Here is a 13,882-nt window from a genome sequence, read left to right on the forward strand (position 1 = left end):
TGTGTGGTGTTTGTGGATGTGTTGAGCATGATGACAGGAAACACGTGCATGGCGAAGTAAATGGATTCCGGAGAATGCCGACGGAATTCCTGCGGGTCGAAAAAGACATTCTCGCCAAAAATGATCGTTATGCAGACGAGAATAGGCGGAGATTCGCTCACGCTCGGATTACCGCCTTCAATCTCATATCCAGTCCTGGGGCCGGGAAAACTACTTTGCTGGTCAACACGCTACATTCTCTGAAGTCTCAATTGTCTTTGGGGGTGATCGAAGGCGATCAGGAAACGTCGATAGACGCGCATCGCATTCGGGAGACTGGGGTGCCGGCGGTTCAAATAAATACGGGTCGCGGGTGTCATCTCGATGCTCACATGGTTGGACAAGCGCTTTCTGAGATCGCGCTCGAACAGGGTGGCATCCTCTTCATCGAAAATGTTGGAAACCTCGTTTGTCCAGCGAGCTTTGATCTAGGAGAGCGGCAGAAAATTGCGATCCTGTCGGTAACAGAAGGCGACGACAAGCCGCTCAAATATCCCGACACGTTCGCCGCCGCAAATACGATGGTCATTTCGAAAGCAGACTTACTTCCATTTGTCGATTTCGACGTCGAGCGCTGCATAGAGAATGCAAAGTCCGTCAATCCCTCAATTTCCGTGATGATACTTTCCTCTCGCTCCGGAGAGGGCATGCAGGAGTGGTTCAACTGGCTCGAAAAAGTCGCGAGCGATAAAGTTGAGGAGGCACTTCCCAATGCATGAACTGACGATTGCGTCAGCGCTCGTTGAACAAGTCAACGATTTGGCAAAAGACCGGGGCGCAATCGGGGTTGCTAAGATCGAAATCCGTTTGGGAGCGGCGAGCGGTCTGGCGCGTTCTTTGTACTTCTGCTTCCCATCGGCCGCACGCGCTACGCCGTGCGAAGCGGCGTCCCTCGTGATCGAAGAAGTTCCCTTGGTAGTCATGTGCCAACATTGCGATGCCGAGAAGCGGCCTGCCGCGCTTTACAATTTCCGATGCCCGGATTGCGGGCGACCAACTCCGAAGGTCCTTGCGGGACGTGAGATGCAGTTGAAATCAGTGGATCTGATCTATCCAGCTCACGCGACGAAGAACTAGCAAAAAAAACGCAAGAATTCAGTCAGAGCATCGAGGAGCACGACAACGTCAATGTCCAGAGAAAATCAAGCATGGAAGCATGTGCCGCATCAACTTCAGGGTCCGCACCAGCAGGCCGGAGTTGATGACCATTTATATTCGCCGAAATTGCATAACGGAACGTTCAAGTCCCAGGGCATCTCCACGTTCATGGGAGCACCGTATTGCCCACCTGATCGCCACGCTATCAGGGAGATGGGAGCCAAAATCTGCTTTCTGGGAGTGCCGTGGGATCAGGGACAGGTTGTGCGTGCCGGCACGTCTCAAGGCGCAGCCGGTATCCGCGAAGCGTCAACGCAATACTTTCCCTACATGTTTGAATACGATGTGGATCTGCTGACATTCTTTAATGTCGTCGATTGCGGTGATGTTCCCATCGTTCCCGGCAACAACATCAAATCGCATCAGTATATCTACGATTATCTTACCGAGTGTTTGCACGGCGGTGCAAAAGTCGTGCTGTGTGGTGGAGATCATTCAGTGCCGATCCCTGGAGCGCGCGCGCTTTCCGATTTCCATTCCAAGGGAAAGATCGGCTACTTGCATGTCGACTGCCATCTCGATGCCGCTCCGGACTGGGCTGGCAACGCTTACACGAACTGCTCAGGCCCTTCGCGAGCGCTAGACCTTCCCAATTGTTCCGCGAAAAATCTCGTACACATGGGATCCCGCAACGGGCTCAATCCAAAAGACTGGCATGATTTCTTCGTCGACAATGACGTCCGCTGCATGCCGATGAGCGAAGTTGTGAGTAGAGGCGTAGTAGAATGCACCAAGGATATATTTTCTCGCGCCTGGGACGGCACCGACGGGGTTTATTTCTCGTGGGACACTGACTCCATCGACTCGAGCTGCATGCCCGGCACGACTGCGCCCGAGTGCTTTGGACTCAAGGGGCGCGAAATCATTCAATTGGCTCGCACTGCAGGTACCTTTGGCGCCGACATTATGGAAGTCTCCGAACTGTGCCCGCAGTTCGACGTCAGCCATATGAGCATCAAGACGGCTTGCCTGATGATTTACCACTTCCTCGGAAGTCGCGCCAAGACGCTCCGAGATCGAAACCAAACTCCATGACGATGAAGATGAAACCTTGAGAGATGAGACTGAAATGAACCCAGCCAAGAGTTACGCCCACCTCTTTTCACCCCTCGGCGGAGAAGACGCGGATAACTACCGCGCACCGGGGCAGCTTACGTTCCTTCGTGCGGAGCACGTCCCTCTCGATACGGCCGCACTTAAGAAGCACGGGGCCCGATACGCATTTGTTGGCGTCCCCTTTGATGAAGGAAATGTTGGAAAACCGGGTAGCGAAGACGGACCCCGGGAGTTCCGCATCGCTTCACAGGAATACCTCTCTTATTGGTTCGAATTCGGTGTCGACCTTAGTGGTCTCGCGGTGGATTGTGGCGACGTGCCAATGCCCAAGGTCAATCCGGATACGGCCAGAGCGAAGATCTACAAAGCCGTTAAGACCGTGCTGGACGCCGGTGTGACGCCGATCATTGTTGGCGGCGACCGATCGATTTCTATTCAAGCGGCGCGCGCCCTTTCTGACTACATCGGGCCAAAGAAAAAGATGGGATGTCTGCACTTTGGTGCGCATCTTGACCTCGCCGACGAATGGGCCGGCGAAAAGCTGCTAAGCACCTGTGCGTTGGCCCGGATTACCGAGCTGACGAATCTCAAGTCGCAGAATGTCGCCCACATCGGCGCGCGAAACTCGATGAATCCGAAGGACTATATCGATCTCGCTAACGAACGTGGCATCCGCTTCTATCCCATGTTCGAAATCGTCGAGCGCGGAATCGATGCCGTCATGGAAGAGGCGGTGCAGAAAGCCTGGGAAGGAACGAATGCCCAGTACCTGAGCTTCAACTTCAATGTGATGGACGCGTCAGCTGCGCCTGGCGTGACGGCGACAGAGCCGGGGGGGCTCGAGAGTCGAGAAATGATCCGGGTCGCCGATATCATCGGTAAACGGAAGTCGGTGAGCGTCATCGATGTTTCGGAACTTGCACCAGTCTACGATGTCAGTGGAACGACGTCCCGCCTCGCGGTGTGCACCGTGCTGAGACTTATGGCGGCGATGGCCAGAGCTCGCGGGGAGCTGGTCGATCAGAAGCTGCGTAGGTCTGAGGTGGTCAGCTAGCAGAACGACGTGTGCATGAGGTCATAGGGCCGCTCCAATGCTTATCATAACAGAAGTCGTTCGTCCTCTCGACGAGCACTCCATTTCAAATCAACTTCACGCGCTCGAGCACGAGAACTGCGTGGAGGTATTGCAAATGGATCCCGCAGATACGCTCAGGCGGCGATGGCGAGGAACGACAGACAAGGGAACTGAAGTCATCCTGGCTCTGGATGGCGCAAGTAAGCTTGAAGATGGAGCGGTCCTTTTCCTCGATCGATCGCGCGCGATCGTCCTTAGGACCTCTTCTCAACGTTGGCTCCGGATCACACTGCGAGATGCAGATGCGGCTGTGGAGGTTGGCTACTGCGCGGGTAACCACCATTGGCGTGTTCGCTTCAAGCCTGGAGAGATGCATATCGCGGTCGAAGGAGACGACCAACGCTATGTGGCGGCTCTTGCCGAACTCTTATCCCGGCGATCCATCGGGATGCAATTAGTTGAGTAGTGTCAAAGCCAGATTGGCAGTTTTGCAATTTGCCGACAGCTTCTTTCCTTCCGGGTCTATTTCTTTCTCGTGGGGGCTCGAAGGTCTCGCGGACAGCGGGGCGGTGAAGTCATGGCAGGATGTGGAAGCATTCATGAAGGGTCAACTGCACGGAAGATGGGGGCCTTTCGATCGAGCCGTCGTGATTGCAGCCCATCGCGCAAGTCCAGATCTCGCTGCGGTGGCCGCGATCGACAACCAAGTCGATATCCAAACACCATCCTCGGAAAGTCGCGCCGCTTCGTGCCGGCTCGGTAGCGCGATGCTTTCCGTCTTCTCAAAGTTGGGTGCAGATGATGCCGCCGCATACCGCTGCGCGATAGCGCAAGGCCCGGCTCATGGACACCTTTCAGTCATGCAGGGATTTCTATGGTCAACGGTTGGTCTGAGTCTGGAAGAAGCAGTGACGATCTCCGCCCACACCCAATGCGTCACTCTTTTGAGCGCCGCGATCAGGCTAGGGTGCCTCACCCACATCGAAGCACAACTTTCTCTCGAGCGTCTTCGCGATGAGGTTGACCTCATCTTGGAAGAGCCTGCTTGCGAGATCAGCCAAATAGCTTCCTCCACATTTGAATCCGAAATCGCAATCATGCGTCATGCGAGGAATGCATCGCGAATGTTTGCCAACTGAAGCCGCACTCAGCCAAGAGTTCGAACATGCTTTTAACACCGACTGAAATAGAGCGCTTAACAATCTTCACCGCAGCCGAGCTGGCACGACGGCATAAAGCGAAGGGACTGAAGCTCAATTATCCGGAGGCCGTCGCCTATATCGTCGACGAGATTCTCGAAGGAGCCAGGGAGGGACGATCGGTTTCGGATTTGATCTCTTGGGGATCTACGATTCTCACGACTGATGACGTGATGCCTGGCGTTGCGTCCCTGATGCCAATGATACAGGTCGAAGGTACATTTCCCGACGGCACCAAGCTGGTCACGGTGCATGACCCTATCAGGCCTGGCGAGCGCAGTGAGCCGGAAGACATCCGTCCTGGCGAGTTCATCATCGAGGATGGGGAAATCGAAATAAATGCTGGACGACGCAAGGTAACCCTCAAGGTCTTGAACACCGGCGACCGGCCAGTCCAAGTCGGAAGTCATTACCATTTTTTCGAGACGAACAAAGCTCTCGAGTTCGATCGAGAGAAGAGCTTCGGAACACACTTGGATATTCCAGCGGGTACTGCCGTGCGTTTTGCACCCGGAGAAGTCAAGGAAGTCGTTCTGACGGAGTTCGGCGGCTCCGGCGAACTCCTTGGCCTCAACGGATTGACCGAGGGAAACTGGCGTAACGAGGATTGTAAGGCGGACGCATTGAGCCGAGCGCGCGAACGCGGTTTCCGGGGGGCATGACCATGGGCAAGCTTAGTCGAAAGCAATACGCGGAAATGTATGGTCCTACGACCGGGGACGCGGTCCGGCTGGGCGATACTTCGTTGTTCGCCGAGGTTGAGCACGATTTTGCCGTGCCGGGCGAGGAATGTCTTCACGGGGGTGGCAAAACGCTGCGCGATGGCCTGGGGATGATGCCAGGCTATGATAGCGAAATGGGCGCGTTGGATATGCTGCTCTGCAATGCGATCGTTATCGATCCTGTTCTCGGGATCGTAAAAGGTGACATCGGGATTAAAGACGGGCGGATCGTAGGGATCGGAAAAGCCGGCAATCCGTCGACAATGGACAACGTGCACCCGAACCTGATTGTAGGGGCGGCAACGACAGTGCGTGATGCCGAGCGGATGATCGCGACGCCGGGAGGCATTGATGTGCACGTCCATTTCGACTCGGCGCAGATTTGCGAGCACGCGATCAGCTCCGGCTTGACGACCTTAATCGGCGGGTCGCTTGGTCCAATTACAGTCGGCATCGATTGCGGAGGCGCGTTCAATGTCGGAAAGATGTTGCAAGCTGCGGAGCAGTGGCCAATCAACTTTGGCTTTCTCGGACGTGGCAATACATCACGACCCCGGTCTATCTATGATCAGATCAAAGGCGGGTGCATCGGATTAAAAATCCACGAAGACTGGGGCGCTATGCCCGCCGTCATCGATACCTGCCTATCCGTCGCCGACGAGCTGGATTTCCAGGTCCAATTGCATACCGACACACTGAATGAGAGCGGATTCCTGGAAGATACAATCGCCGCGATGCGCGGTCGCACGATCCACATGTACCACACAGAAGGAGCCGGCGGTGGTCATGCGCCGGATATCATCAGGGTTGCCGGCGAAAGCAATTGTTTACCCTCGTCCACAAATCCGACTAATCCTTACACGGTCAATACATTTGACGAGCACTTGGACATGACGATGGTTTGTCATCATCTGAGCCCCTCAATACCGGAAGATGTGGCGTTCGCCGAAAGCCGCATTCGCCCGCAGACAATTGCGGCTGAAGATGTTCTGCATGACATCGGTGCAATTTCCATGCTCGGCTCGGACAGCCAAGGCATGGGCCGTATTGGAGAGGTTATCTGCAGGACGTGGCAACTTGCATCGAAGATGAAGGATCAACGCGGCCGCCTCCCCGAAGAGAAGAGCAAGCGCGGAGACAATGAACGCATCAAACGGTTTATCGCGAAGTATACGATCAATGCGGCGCGAACTTTCGGAATTGATGCGCACATAGGTTCCCTCGAGCCAGGTAAGATTGCCGATGTGGTTCTTTGGAGGCCCGGCTTTTTTGGCATAAAGCCCGAACTCGTCATCAAGGGCGGTTTTATTTGCTGGGGCGCAATGGGGGATAGCGCTGCGAGCTTGATGACGTGCGAGCCGTTGATCATGCGACCGCAGTGGGGGGCGTTTGGTAGGGCAAAGCAGGCGCTTAGCGCGTGTTTCGTCAATCCAATGGCTATAGATGCGGATATTGCCGGCAAGCTCGAACTGCGAAAGGCGATATTGCCTGCCAAGGGAACGCGCAAACTCAACAAGGGCCACATGCTGCACAACGACGTATGCCCGAAGATCACGGTCAATCCGCAGACCTTTGATGTGTTCGTCGATGGAAAGCTCGCGACGTGCGAGCCTGCAAGCAAATTGCCTCTGACTCAAAGGTACATGCTGAGATGATGAACCAACGGCCACGACTTCCCGGTGCGGCGCGGATAGGCATCGGAGGACCGGTCGGGTCCGGCAAAACCGCTTTGGTAGAGTGTCTAATTCCGGTCTTGAAGCAGCGGGGGATAGAGCTCGGTGTTGTGGCAAATGACATCGTCACACAAGAGGACGCCGAACGAATCCGACGCTCGGGGCTGATCGACCCAAAGCGCGTGATGGCTGTCGAAACAGGTGCGTGCCCACACACCGCCATCAGAGAAGATCCATCAATGAATATTCAAGCAGTGGAACGGCTCGTTGAATCGTTCCCCGAAATAGATGCCGTCCTGGTGGAATCAGGTGGTGACAACTTGGCCTCGACCTTTTCGTTGGAGCTGGTCGATTACTGGCTCTTTGTAATCGACACAGCGGGCGGCGATGATATTCCGCGCAAGAAGGGGCTCGGAATTCTCCGATCCGATTTACTTGTCATCAACAAAACAGACCTAGCTCCGCACGTCGGCGTAAACGTAGCCCGTATGGTTGAGGAAGGTTATGCGGTGCGGAATGGCCGTCCAATTTTGCTGACGAACTGCAAGACAGGACAGGGTATTGAGGCGATTGCGGATCGGCTAGTTGATGACGTTATTTTCAAAAATTGATAACAGCGCCGCCGATCCGAACGGAGATCGCGCGACCTCGGTCAAGCCGGGTATGCCTGCGGAACAGTTGAATATTCGGTTCGCACTATCGCCAGAAGGACGAACATATATTGCCCAGCAATACGTATCCTATCCTTTCCATATCTGCCGACCACAATATGCAGATGAAGATTTGCCGGGCTTCGCAACGCTGTATATTCAGTCATGTGCGGGAGGGCTTTATCAAAATGATTGCCTGACAGCGTTGGTAAGGGCCGGGAAGGGAAGCGAGGCCCATGTAACCACTCAGGCCTCGACAATCGTTCATAGCACTCTCGCGGGTTGCGCTTCACAACATGTCGAGCTCGAAGCTGAAGATGGATCATACCTGGAATACTTGCCCGACCCGCAGGTCCTCTTTCCTCGATCACGGTGCAGTTCGACGATCAACGTAAATAATGCTCCGGGTGGTACGGTGGTTCTGTCGGATTCGTTCCTAACGCATGATCCTGCAGGCGCAGCCGAGCCATTCACAAGCTATGCAGGAGAAATTCGGATCACCGAATGCTCCGGTCAACCTGCCGCCATCGATCGGCTAAATGTCGATGGTCGAAAGTTCGCGTCTCGCTGGCCGGGCACCATTGGTAGATTTTCGGCTCACGGCTCTTTGGTGATTGCTCGTTGGGGCTTAACAGCCTCGTCTCTTGCGGCATTCGACGAGTTCGCAAGTGCCTCTGATGAGGCTTACGTTGGCGTATCTTCACTTCCTAAAGATAGCGGAATTATCGTGAGGGTCATTGCTCTCGATGGTTTGTCGTTGCAACGCACGATGCACGCTTGCTGGGTCGCGAGCCGCAAGCTCCTAAAAGGAAGCGCTCCCGCTCCTCGACGCAAATGAGCTACCCCGGTATGAGAAGGAGGGCTCGGACGACATGCGACTCCTGCATTCGCAGATAGAGAATATCATTGAGCCAACAGATTGCTGCGTTTTGCTCGTAGATCTTCAAGACCGATTGATGCCGGCAATCGCCCGTGCATCAAATGTCAAACGCAACGTTTCGCGTTTATGCGACGCCGCGAAAGAATTGAACGTTCCGATTCTGGCCACCGTCCACAACAAGGATCGTCTTGGAGGGACCAGCTGGGAATTTCGCGAATACGTCGATGCAACGCTCAGCAAACGCATGTTCGATGCCACAAGAGAGCCTGAGTGGTCAAACTTCCTGCCCCAGGGCAAACGCCGTTTAATTGTAACAGGTACAGAAGCACATGTTTGCGTACTTCAAACGGTTCAGGGGCTAGTGGGAGAAGGGTATTGCGTCTCAGTTGTCGCGGACGCTGTAGGGTCACGCACGTTTACGGATAAACAAGTGGGTTTGCATCGAATGGCTCGATACGGTGCGGACATCGTCACAACCGAGATGGTGATATTCGAATGGCTTGCCAGCTGTGACCACCCGCAATTCCGCAAATGCCTTGAGATTATCAAACGATAAAATGGCGCAGAGGCACCCAATGGTAGCGGAAAAGCGCCAATCACCTACGTCTCAACCCCTCAAAAATAAGGGGACTCGTCGCGGTCCAAAGGGGCTATCGAAAGCGGACCTGCTCGCCGAAATTTTGAGTTACTTGGAAGAGGGCGGCAAACTGAACCTAAGCCTACGGGCGATCGCCCGTTTCCTGGACTGTGACGTCGCAACGATTTGCTACCATTTCGGATCAAAGGAGGAGCTAAAACACGCCCTCGGTGAAGCTATCTTCGCTTCCGTGAAGTCTGATAAAGATCGCACGCTTCCTTGGCTCATCAGGTTATCGGGTAGTATTCAATCATACTATCGATTATCGCAGATATACCCAAACAGCTTCCGCGCTCTCATAGATCCGACGAAAATACGGTCGTTTGAACTTCAGATCGTGCAAGAATGGTTCGTGGCTTTAATTGATTCAGATATTCGCAAGGGCGACGTGCCGGCATTCGCTATGGCACTTTACGCGTCGATCCGAGGAATCTGTTTGTTGGAAGAAACCGATGTCTCCTGAAGACTTATATGAGGTCGTTTAACTGACAAACGATTCAGTATTCGGCGTGAACCGACACGAGCTAACAATTCGCCGTCCGTACTTTGAGATTGAACTTTCGGAAGTCTGCGGCCAATGAAAATTAGTGGGGCACCCCAAATGGTTGGTTTCGCGAAACGCCTACCAAGCACGACCAAGGCAGACGATCCCAGCGAATTTCGACCTTCCGAACAAAAGCTGCAGTATTTGAATGTTCAAGTTGCGGGTGTGCGCGCCGCTATTGGAGCGGTTATCCTTTCCGCGCGAAAAAAGCGAAATCTTACGCAAGCTGAAGTGGCTAAAAAGGCCGGGCTCTCTTGCGGAATGCTTTCCAAAATTGAAAACGGCATACACACGCCGTCCTTGGAAGCGCTTGCGGCGCTCGCTCAAAGCCTTGGCACTCCTCTCTCATCGCTCTTTTCCGAATTGGAAGAGGTCCCAGTTTGCAATCATCTGAGCGCAAGCGAGGCCTTGGGTGTCGTGAGTGAGGGTGCTCGACGTAACTTCCATCATTTCTTGCGAGCACATAGCTTTTCAGTGTTTGGTCTTTCTGAGCTGTATCTTGTTACCGCAGATCGAGATGGACAGCCGTTCTTCTATACGCAATCGGGATCGGTCTTCCTACATATGTTGTCAGGTGAGATGAGCTACCGGCACGGCGAGCAGACTTATCTTCTCAAATCAGGAGAGACGCTCTCTTTTGATGGAGGCCTTCACAATGGTCCGGATGCCGTCATTGTATATCCCGTGAGCTACCTTCTCTGGCGGCAATATCGGCCGGATTCGAGCCGGATCACGCGACACCGACAACCGGCCACGACGTCTCTGGACTGAACCATCATTGCACGACCGCCGACGCCAGACGTCAAGGTGCGATCTTCTCGGACCGCATCGCGTGCGGGATTTCACCTGGAGGAGGTGTGCGGGCGCCTCGACATCCACAAATGCTTGATCCGCCATCGCGGATTAAATCGTCGCGCTTGAAGCACGGACCTCGGCGTCGCAGTGATGAGCGGTAGCTCGTAATTCTCGTAAAGCACTGGTTCCTGGGGAGGCATTGGATCGATGTTGCGACGTCACTAACGCATCGTGAACTTGGAAAACAGGTTTACGACAATAACGCCCGCAACAATCATCGCTATTCCGCTTATCGCGGCGAGGTCCAATGTCTGGCGGAAAACAACTGTGCCAATCAACGCCGTGAGGACCAATCCGCAGCCGGCCCACACCGCGTAGGCAATGCCGATCGGGATGGCTTTTAATGCAAGAGTTAAGGAATAGAACGAGGCCGCATAAAACACGATCAACAACATGGTAGGTATCAACTTCGTGAACTGCTCGGACATTTGCAGAAAGGCTGTTCCGATTACCTCGCAAACAATAGCGCACGCCAGGGCGATGTAATGATAAGCTGTGGGATTCAAGGTGTCTAATCCTGTCGGCGGGAGGACGGTGCTTATTGGAGTTTGGTGGGATTACGTGAGGCCTTAGTTTTTGATACGGCCGTTTTACCTACTCTTCGACCCTCAGGGCCGCCCCCACTTCATCATACTCTTGTACATCGTGAGTCCAACCATCGGCTCGACTGCACTCACGGTCGGTTGACTGTAGCAATGGTGCCGAAGAAACAACGCAAGTTTTTCATGTGTCTCACACACGACTTCAATACAAATATCGTACCGGCCCGCCACAAAACACACATACGTGACTTCGTCTAAACCGGCGAAATAGGAAGCTGCTTCATGCGGATCGCATCCCGAACTTACTTTAATCCCGATCAGCGCATACGCGTCGTAACCGAGCGCAATAGGATCGACCACTGCAATTACTTTCAAAACCCTCGACGCTGTTAAAGCTCCAACCCTATTGCGAACGGCTCCATCTGAGATATCTAGCTGCTTAGCTATTGATGTGAACGATGCTCGGCCGTCGCTTTGCAGAATCCGGATTATCTCTTGATCAATCGCGTCAATATTAGGTCGCGCTTTTTCTGTCGGAGTTTCTTTATCAGACCCGACGCTAGGTGAACTCATCTTCTCTGTTCCTCTATATCGCCACCGAGCGATCATTTAAGTAGTATGCTATTGTTGCGGGATCAAAGCGGCGCGCCAACGCGAAGGCCACGGCGGCCGTCATCAACACCGAGCCTCAAAGCCATACCGCGTGAACTGGATCGACCGCAATTGGGAATGGGTCAGTCTCACGCCTGGAAGTGCACAATTCGAGACTGCCAATGGCATTGATCTCGAGTCCCGTGACCGATGGTTCGCGCAGGCGATCGTCACATCGCCCGCAACGTTCCGTCGGACAGCGGGAGCCGGATCGCTCTACTGGCTCAGCGCCCGCGATGCGACTGGCACCTACCTTGATGGCGGAAAGAACTATAGGCTGACCGTGCCGCAGCCGGTACTGGCAAGTTGTTCTGGTCCGTGACGGTTTATGACGCCGAAACGCGCTCGCAGATCCAAACCGATCAGGATAAGGCGGCACTGCGCTCGATGTTCGAGCTCAACGATGAGGCGGGCCATAAATCCGTCGACCTGTTTTTCGGTCCACAACGGCCAGAGGGAGCCGAAGAGCGCTGGATCAAGACCGTGCCGGTTAAAGGTTGGTTCGCATATTTCCGGATCTACGGTCCGGAACTCGCGGCATTCGACAAAAGCTGCAAGCTTGGCGATTTTGAGGATTTATCTGCTCCACCGAACAGTGCCGCGCAGGGAACGAGTAGCGGCGAAGCCTCGCTCAGCAGCGCGGCGTCACGTATCGGTGTACCACCCATCCGGCAGGTTTCTCCGCCGACCTTTGCGCGGACGCTTGTTAACGGCGGCCGGGCAACTGATACTGACGATCCGTCATCGAATCGGCGAGCAGACAAGGCCCTCCACCAACTCTGTCATATTTCAGCTTTTTTTCGGGACGTTCCTTGTAGATGGAGAATCGCCGGATAGAGCAAATGCTGCGCAAGCTTCGCGCAGGCCGTCGCGCGCGCTGGACATCTTCTCCGACTAGGGCGGTTTATCGCTCGGCTATGATGCGGCGGGCGCGAAAATCGAAGCCGCCGTTGAGATAGATCTGTTGGTCGGTCAATCTCTTTGAGCGACGGTTCTTATGAGAACCTGCGTTCTCTTTCCCCTTCATCCAGCTTCCCCAGCGCTCCAAGGGGTGTCGATTTTATGCGAATGGGAGACTATTCGTCGAAGGGCAGATGACCAACGTTCGAGGGCCAGTCGCATACTCTCGAGCTGGGATGCATGATTGTAATGCTTGCGCGTAACGGTAAGCGGAGCATGATTCAATATGCGCTCTATAATCTCGTCTGGAACATCAAGATTCCCCAGCCAAGTCGCGCAGGTCCTTCGTAGATCGTGAGTACGGAGACCATCCAGGCCAATCTCTTTACTCAGGCGTAACATAGCTCTGCTCGCCGATTTGCTAAGCAAGGGGCGTCCAGGTGTTTCTGATGTGAAGATCCAAACAAACCCCTTCTGTGATCGTGCTCCGCTCGAGGGTAACGCGCGTTCACCGAATATTGCGTTGGCACATTTCCATGGGGAGGTGGCCGCATTTATTGAAATACTTCTGCTAGCACGCGCCCGAGCCCGCGGCGCGAAAACGTGGGCATGCGCTCAAGTTTATAAGCTTGCCAAGAAAAAAGCCGAGCGTCTTGACGTCGATTTTCATAAGACAACCCCCGAAAGCTGGCATGAGCGCATAGCCGATTTCGACTGGAAGAATTTGTTGGAAAAACGCGTCTACGAGTCATCTGCCTTGCAAGGCTATGAGCCGGAGAGGAAGCGCTTTCTATCTATTTTGAGCTCAGCGAACGCGGCGCATCGCAGAGGCGACAACCTCGAAGCCTATGTGAGAGCCCTTTCCACTGATGCGTTCGCGCCAGCCCTCTTGCCGCCTCGAGCTGATTAGCCGCTTTCCCTGGCTGCCTGTATCGCACCAGGGAAAATAGCCAAGCACCGTGTTGCTGCGATTCGCCCGACGCTGAGGCGTCTCGCCAGATACGGAGCGGAAGATGCACAACCCGAATTTTAAGCACGGCATTCAACAGCGTCGGCTGCTTTCGATGCGCGAGGTAACGACGCTCACCACGTATAGTCGAGCGTCAATCTACCGGCTCATATCCACGCGCGGCTTTCCAAAGCCCATAAAAATGGGCGACGTGAAAATAGCGTTTCGCGCTGAAGAAGTGGAGGCGTGGTTAGAGGGTCGCCCGCGCGCACTATCCTCAAAATAACCGGAGCGCGGGACGCGCCCCTCGCGTCCAGGGTTCCATCGTCCAGCTATCTCGCGATAGGAGCTG

Annotated in this window: 20 protein-coding genes; 17 read left to right on the forward strand and 3 right to left on the reverse strand. The window is 54.4% G+C overall.

Annotated features, from left to right (window positions below):
* Positions 1-74 precede the first annotated feature (74 nt).
* From hypB to AC1DK3_RS00640, 13 genes are all read left to right on the forward strand, one after another.
* Positions 75-758: a hydrogenase nickel incorporation protein HypB gene (hypB, locus tag AC1DK3_RS00580; protein WP_477190363.1), complete on the forward strand. Its 684-nt coding sequence runs from the start codon at positions 75-77 to the stop codon at positions 756-758.
* Positions 751-1,116, forward strand: coding sequence for a hydrogenase maturation nickel metallochaperone HypA/HybF (locus AC1DK3_RS00585; RefSeq protein WP_477190364.1), 366 nt, complete (start codon positions 751-753; stop codon positions 1,114-1,116). The genes hypB and AC1DK3_RS00585 overlap by 8 nt, the downstream gene beginning before the upstream one ends.
* 51 nt (positions 1,117-1,167) lie before the next feature.
* The gene (locus tag AC1DK3_RS00590) at positions 1,168-2,232 is read left to right on the forward strand and encodes an agmatinase family protein (protein ID WP_477190365.1); all 1,065 of its coding nucleotides are present in this window, start codon (positions 1,168-1,170) and stop codon (positions 2,230-2,232) included.
* A 34-nt stretch (positions 2,233-2,266) separates the two neighbouring features.
* Complete coding sequence (locus tag AC1DK3_RS00595; RefSeq protein WP_477190366.1) at positions 2,267-3,307, forward strand: agmatinase family protein; 1,041 nt, start codon at positions 2,267-2,269, stop codon at positions 3,305-3,307.
* 37 nt (positions 3,308-3,344) lie between these two features.
* A complete protein-coding gene (locus AC1DK3_RS00600) occupies positions 3,345-3,794 on the forward strand; it encodes an urease accessory protein UreE (protein ID WP_477190367.1) in 450 nt (149 codons plus the stop codon).
* Entirely contained in the window at positions 3,787-4,467 is a 681-nt protein-coding gene (locus tag AC1DK3_RS00605; protein WP_477190368.1) for an urease accessory protein UreF, read from the forward strand. Before AC1DK3_RS00600 ends, AC1DK3_RS00605 begins: the two co-directional genes overlap by 8 nt.
* A 26-nt stretch (positions 4,468-4,493) precedes the next feature.
* Entirely contained in the window at positions 4,494-5,189 is a 696-nt protein-coding gene (locus AC1DK3_RS00610) for an urease subunit gamma (protein ID WP_477190369.1), read from the forward strand.
* A gap of 2 nt (positions 5,190-5,191) precedes the next feature.
* Positions 5,192-6,904, forward strand: a complete 1,713-nt coding sequence (gene ureC / locus AC1DK3_RS00615; protein WP_477190370.1) for an urease subunit alpha — start codon at positions 5,192-5,194, stop codon at positions 6,902-6,904.
* Positions 6,901-7,533, forward strand: a complete 633-nt coding sequence (gene ureG / locus AC1DK3_RS00620; RefSeq protein WP_477190371.1) for an urease accessory protein UreG — start codon at positions 6,901-6,903, stop codon at positions 7,531-7,533. Before ureC ends, ureG begins: the two co-directional genes overlap by 4 nt.
* Positions 7,511-8,410: an urease accessory protein UreD gene (locus tag AC1DK3_RS00625; protein WP_477190372.1), complete on the forward strand. Its 900-nt coding sequence runs from the start codon at positions 7,511-7,513 to the stop codon at positions 8,408-8,410. The genes ureG and AC1DK3_RS00625 overlap by 23 nt, the downstream gene beginning before the upstream one ends.
* 34 nt (positions 8,411-8,444) lie before the next feature.
* Entirely contained in the window at positions 8,445-9,008 is a 564-nt protein-coding gene (locus AC1DK3_RS00630) for an isochorismatase family protein (RefSeq protein WP_477190373.1), read from the forward strand.
* 19 nt (positions 9,009-9,027) lie between these two features.
* Positions 9,028-9,552, forward strand: coding sequence for a TetR/AcrR family transcriptional regulator (locus AC1DK3_RS00635; RefSeq protein ID WP_477190374.1), 525 nt, complete (start codon positions 9,028-9,030; stop codon positions 9,550-9,552).
* A 114-nt stretch (positions 9,553-9,666) separates the two neighbouring features.
* Positions 9,667-10,404: a helix-turn-helix domain-containing protein gene (locus AC1DK3_RS00640; protein WP_477190375.1), complete on the forward strand. Its 738-nt coding sequence runs from the start codon at positions 9,667-9,669 to the stop codon at positions 10,402-10,404.
* 245 nt (positions 10,405-10,649) lie between these two features.
* Here AC1DK3_RS00640 and AC1DK3_RS00645 read toward each other — a convergent pair whose 3' ends face one another.
* Positions 10,650-10,994, reverse strand: coding sequence for a DMT family transporter (locus AC1DK3_RS00645; protein ID WP_477190376.1), 345 nt, complete (start codon positions 10,992-10,994; stop codon positions 10,650-10,652).
* A 102-nt stretch (positions 10,995-11,096) separates the two neighbouring features.
* Positions 11,097-11,603 (reverse strand): Lrp/AsnC family transcriptional regulator, encoded by a 507-nt coding sequence (locus AC1DK3_RS00650; protein WP_477190377.1) that lies wholly within the window; start codon positions 11,601-11,603, stop codon positions 11,097-11,099.
* A gap of 130 nt (positions 11,604-11,733) precedes the next feature.
* Here AC1DK3_RS00650 and AC1DK3_RS00655 point away from each other — a divergent pair, with 130 nt between their 5' ends.
* Entirely contained in the window at positions 11,734-12,003 is a 270-nt protein-coding gene (locus AC1DK3_RS00655; RefSeq protein ID WP_477190378.1) for a hypothetical protein, read from the forward strand.
* Entirely contained in the window at positions 12,000-12,518 is a 519-nt protein-coding gene (locus AC1DK3_RS00660) for a DUF1214 domain-containing protein (RefSeq protein WP_477190379.1), read from the forward strand. The genes AC1DK3_RS00655 and AC1DK3_RS00660 overlap by 4 nt, the downstream gene beginning before the upstream one ends.
* A gap of 186 nt (positions 12,519-12,704) precedes the next feature.
* Here the strand turns inward: AC1DK3_RS00660 and AC1DK3_RS00665 are convergent, their stop codons facing one another.
* On the reverse strand, positions 12,705-13,010 hold the full coding sequence (locus tag AC1DK3_RS00665) for a tyrosine-type recombinase/integrase (protein WP_477190380.1): 306 nt from the start codon (positions 13,008-13,010) through the stop codon (positions 12,705-12,707).
* 22 nt (positions 13,011-13,032) lie between these two features.
* Between AC1DK3_RS00665 and AC1DK3_RS00670 the strand changes: the two genes are divergently transcribed.
* Positions 13,033-13,491, forward strand: coding sequence for a hypothetical protein (locus AC1DK3_RS00670; RefSeq protein WP_477190381.1), 459 nt, complete (start codon positions 13,033-13,035; stop codon positions 13,489-13,491).
* 154 nt (positions 13,492-13,645) lie between these two features.
* Positions 13,646-13,816 (forward strand): helix-turn-helix transcriptional regulator, encoded by a 171-nt coding sequence (locus AC1DK3_RS00675; protein ID WP_477192841.1) that lies wholly within the window; start codon positions 13,646-13,648, stop codon positions 13,814-13,816.
* Positions 13,817-13,882: the final 66 nt, after the last annotated feature.

Source organism: Hyphomicrobium sp. 01T421 (assembly GCF_056398805.1).

Excerpts from the sequence above, each read along its gene's own strand:
- hypB (WP_477190363.1), top strand. The coding sequence starts at position 75 with ATGCCGACGGAATTCCTGCGGGTCGAAAAAGACATTCTCGCCAAAAAT.
- AC1DK3_RS00585 (WP_477190364.1), top strand. The coding sequence starts at position 751 with ATGCATGAACTGACGATTGCGTCAGCGCTCGTTGAACAAGTCAACGAT.
- AC1DK3_RS00590 (WP_477190365.1), top strand. The coding sequence starts at position 1,168 with ATGTCCAGAGAAAATCAAGCATGGAAGCATGTGCCGCATCAACTTCAG.
- AC1DK3_RS00595 (WP_477190366.1), top strand. The coding sequence starts at position 2,267 with ATGAACCCAGCCAAGAGTTACGCCCACCTCTTTTCACCCCTCGGCGGA.
- AC1DK3_RS00600 (WP_477190367.1), top strand. The coding sequence starts at position 3,345 with ATGCTTATCATAACAGAAGTCGTTCGTCCTCTCGACGAGCACTCCATT.
- AC1DK3_RS00610 (WP_477190369.1), top strand. The coding sequence starts at position 4,494 with ATGCTTTTAACACCGACTGAAATAGAGCGCTTAACAATCTTCACCGCA.
- ureC (WP_477190370.1), top strand. The coding sequence starts at position 5,192 with ATGGGCAAGCTTAGTCGAAAGCAATACGCGGAAATGTATGGTCCTACG.
- ureG (WP_477190371.1), top strand. The coding sequence starts at position 6,901 with ATGATGAACCAACGGCCACGACTTCCCGGTGCGGCGCGGATAGGCATC.
- AC1DK3_RS00625 (WP_477190372.1), top strand. The coding sequence starts at position 7,511 with ATGACGTTATTTTCAAAAATTGATAACAGCGCCGCCGATCCGAACGGA.
- AC1DK3_RS00630 (WP_477190373.1), top strand. The coding sequence starts at position 8,445 with ATGCGACTCCTGCATTCGCAGATAGAGAATATCATTGAGCCAACAGAT.
- AC1DK3_RS00635 (WP_477190374.1), top strand. The coding sequence starts at position 9,028 with ATGGTAGCGGAAAAGCGCCAATCACCTACGTCTCAACCCCTCAAAAAT.
- AC1DK3_RS00640 (WP_477190375.1), top strand. The coding sequence starts at position 9,667 with ATGAAAATTAGTGGGGCACCCCAAATGGTTGGTTTCGCGAAACGCCTA.
- AC1DK3_RS00650 (WP_477190377.1), bottom strand. The coding sequence starts at position 11,603 with ATGAGTTCACCTAGCGTCGGGTCTGATAAAGAAACTCCGACAGAAAAA.
- AC1DK3_RS00675 (WP_477192841.1), top strand. The coding sequence starts at position 13,646 with ATGCGCGAGGTAACGACGCTCACCACGTATAGTCGAGCGTCAATCTAC.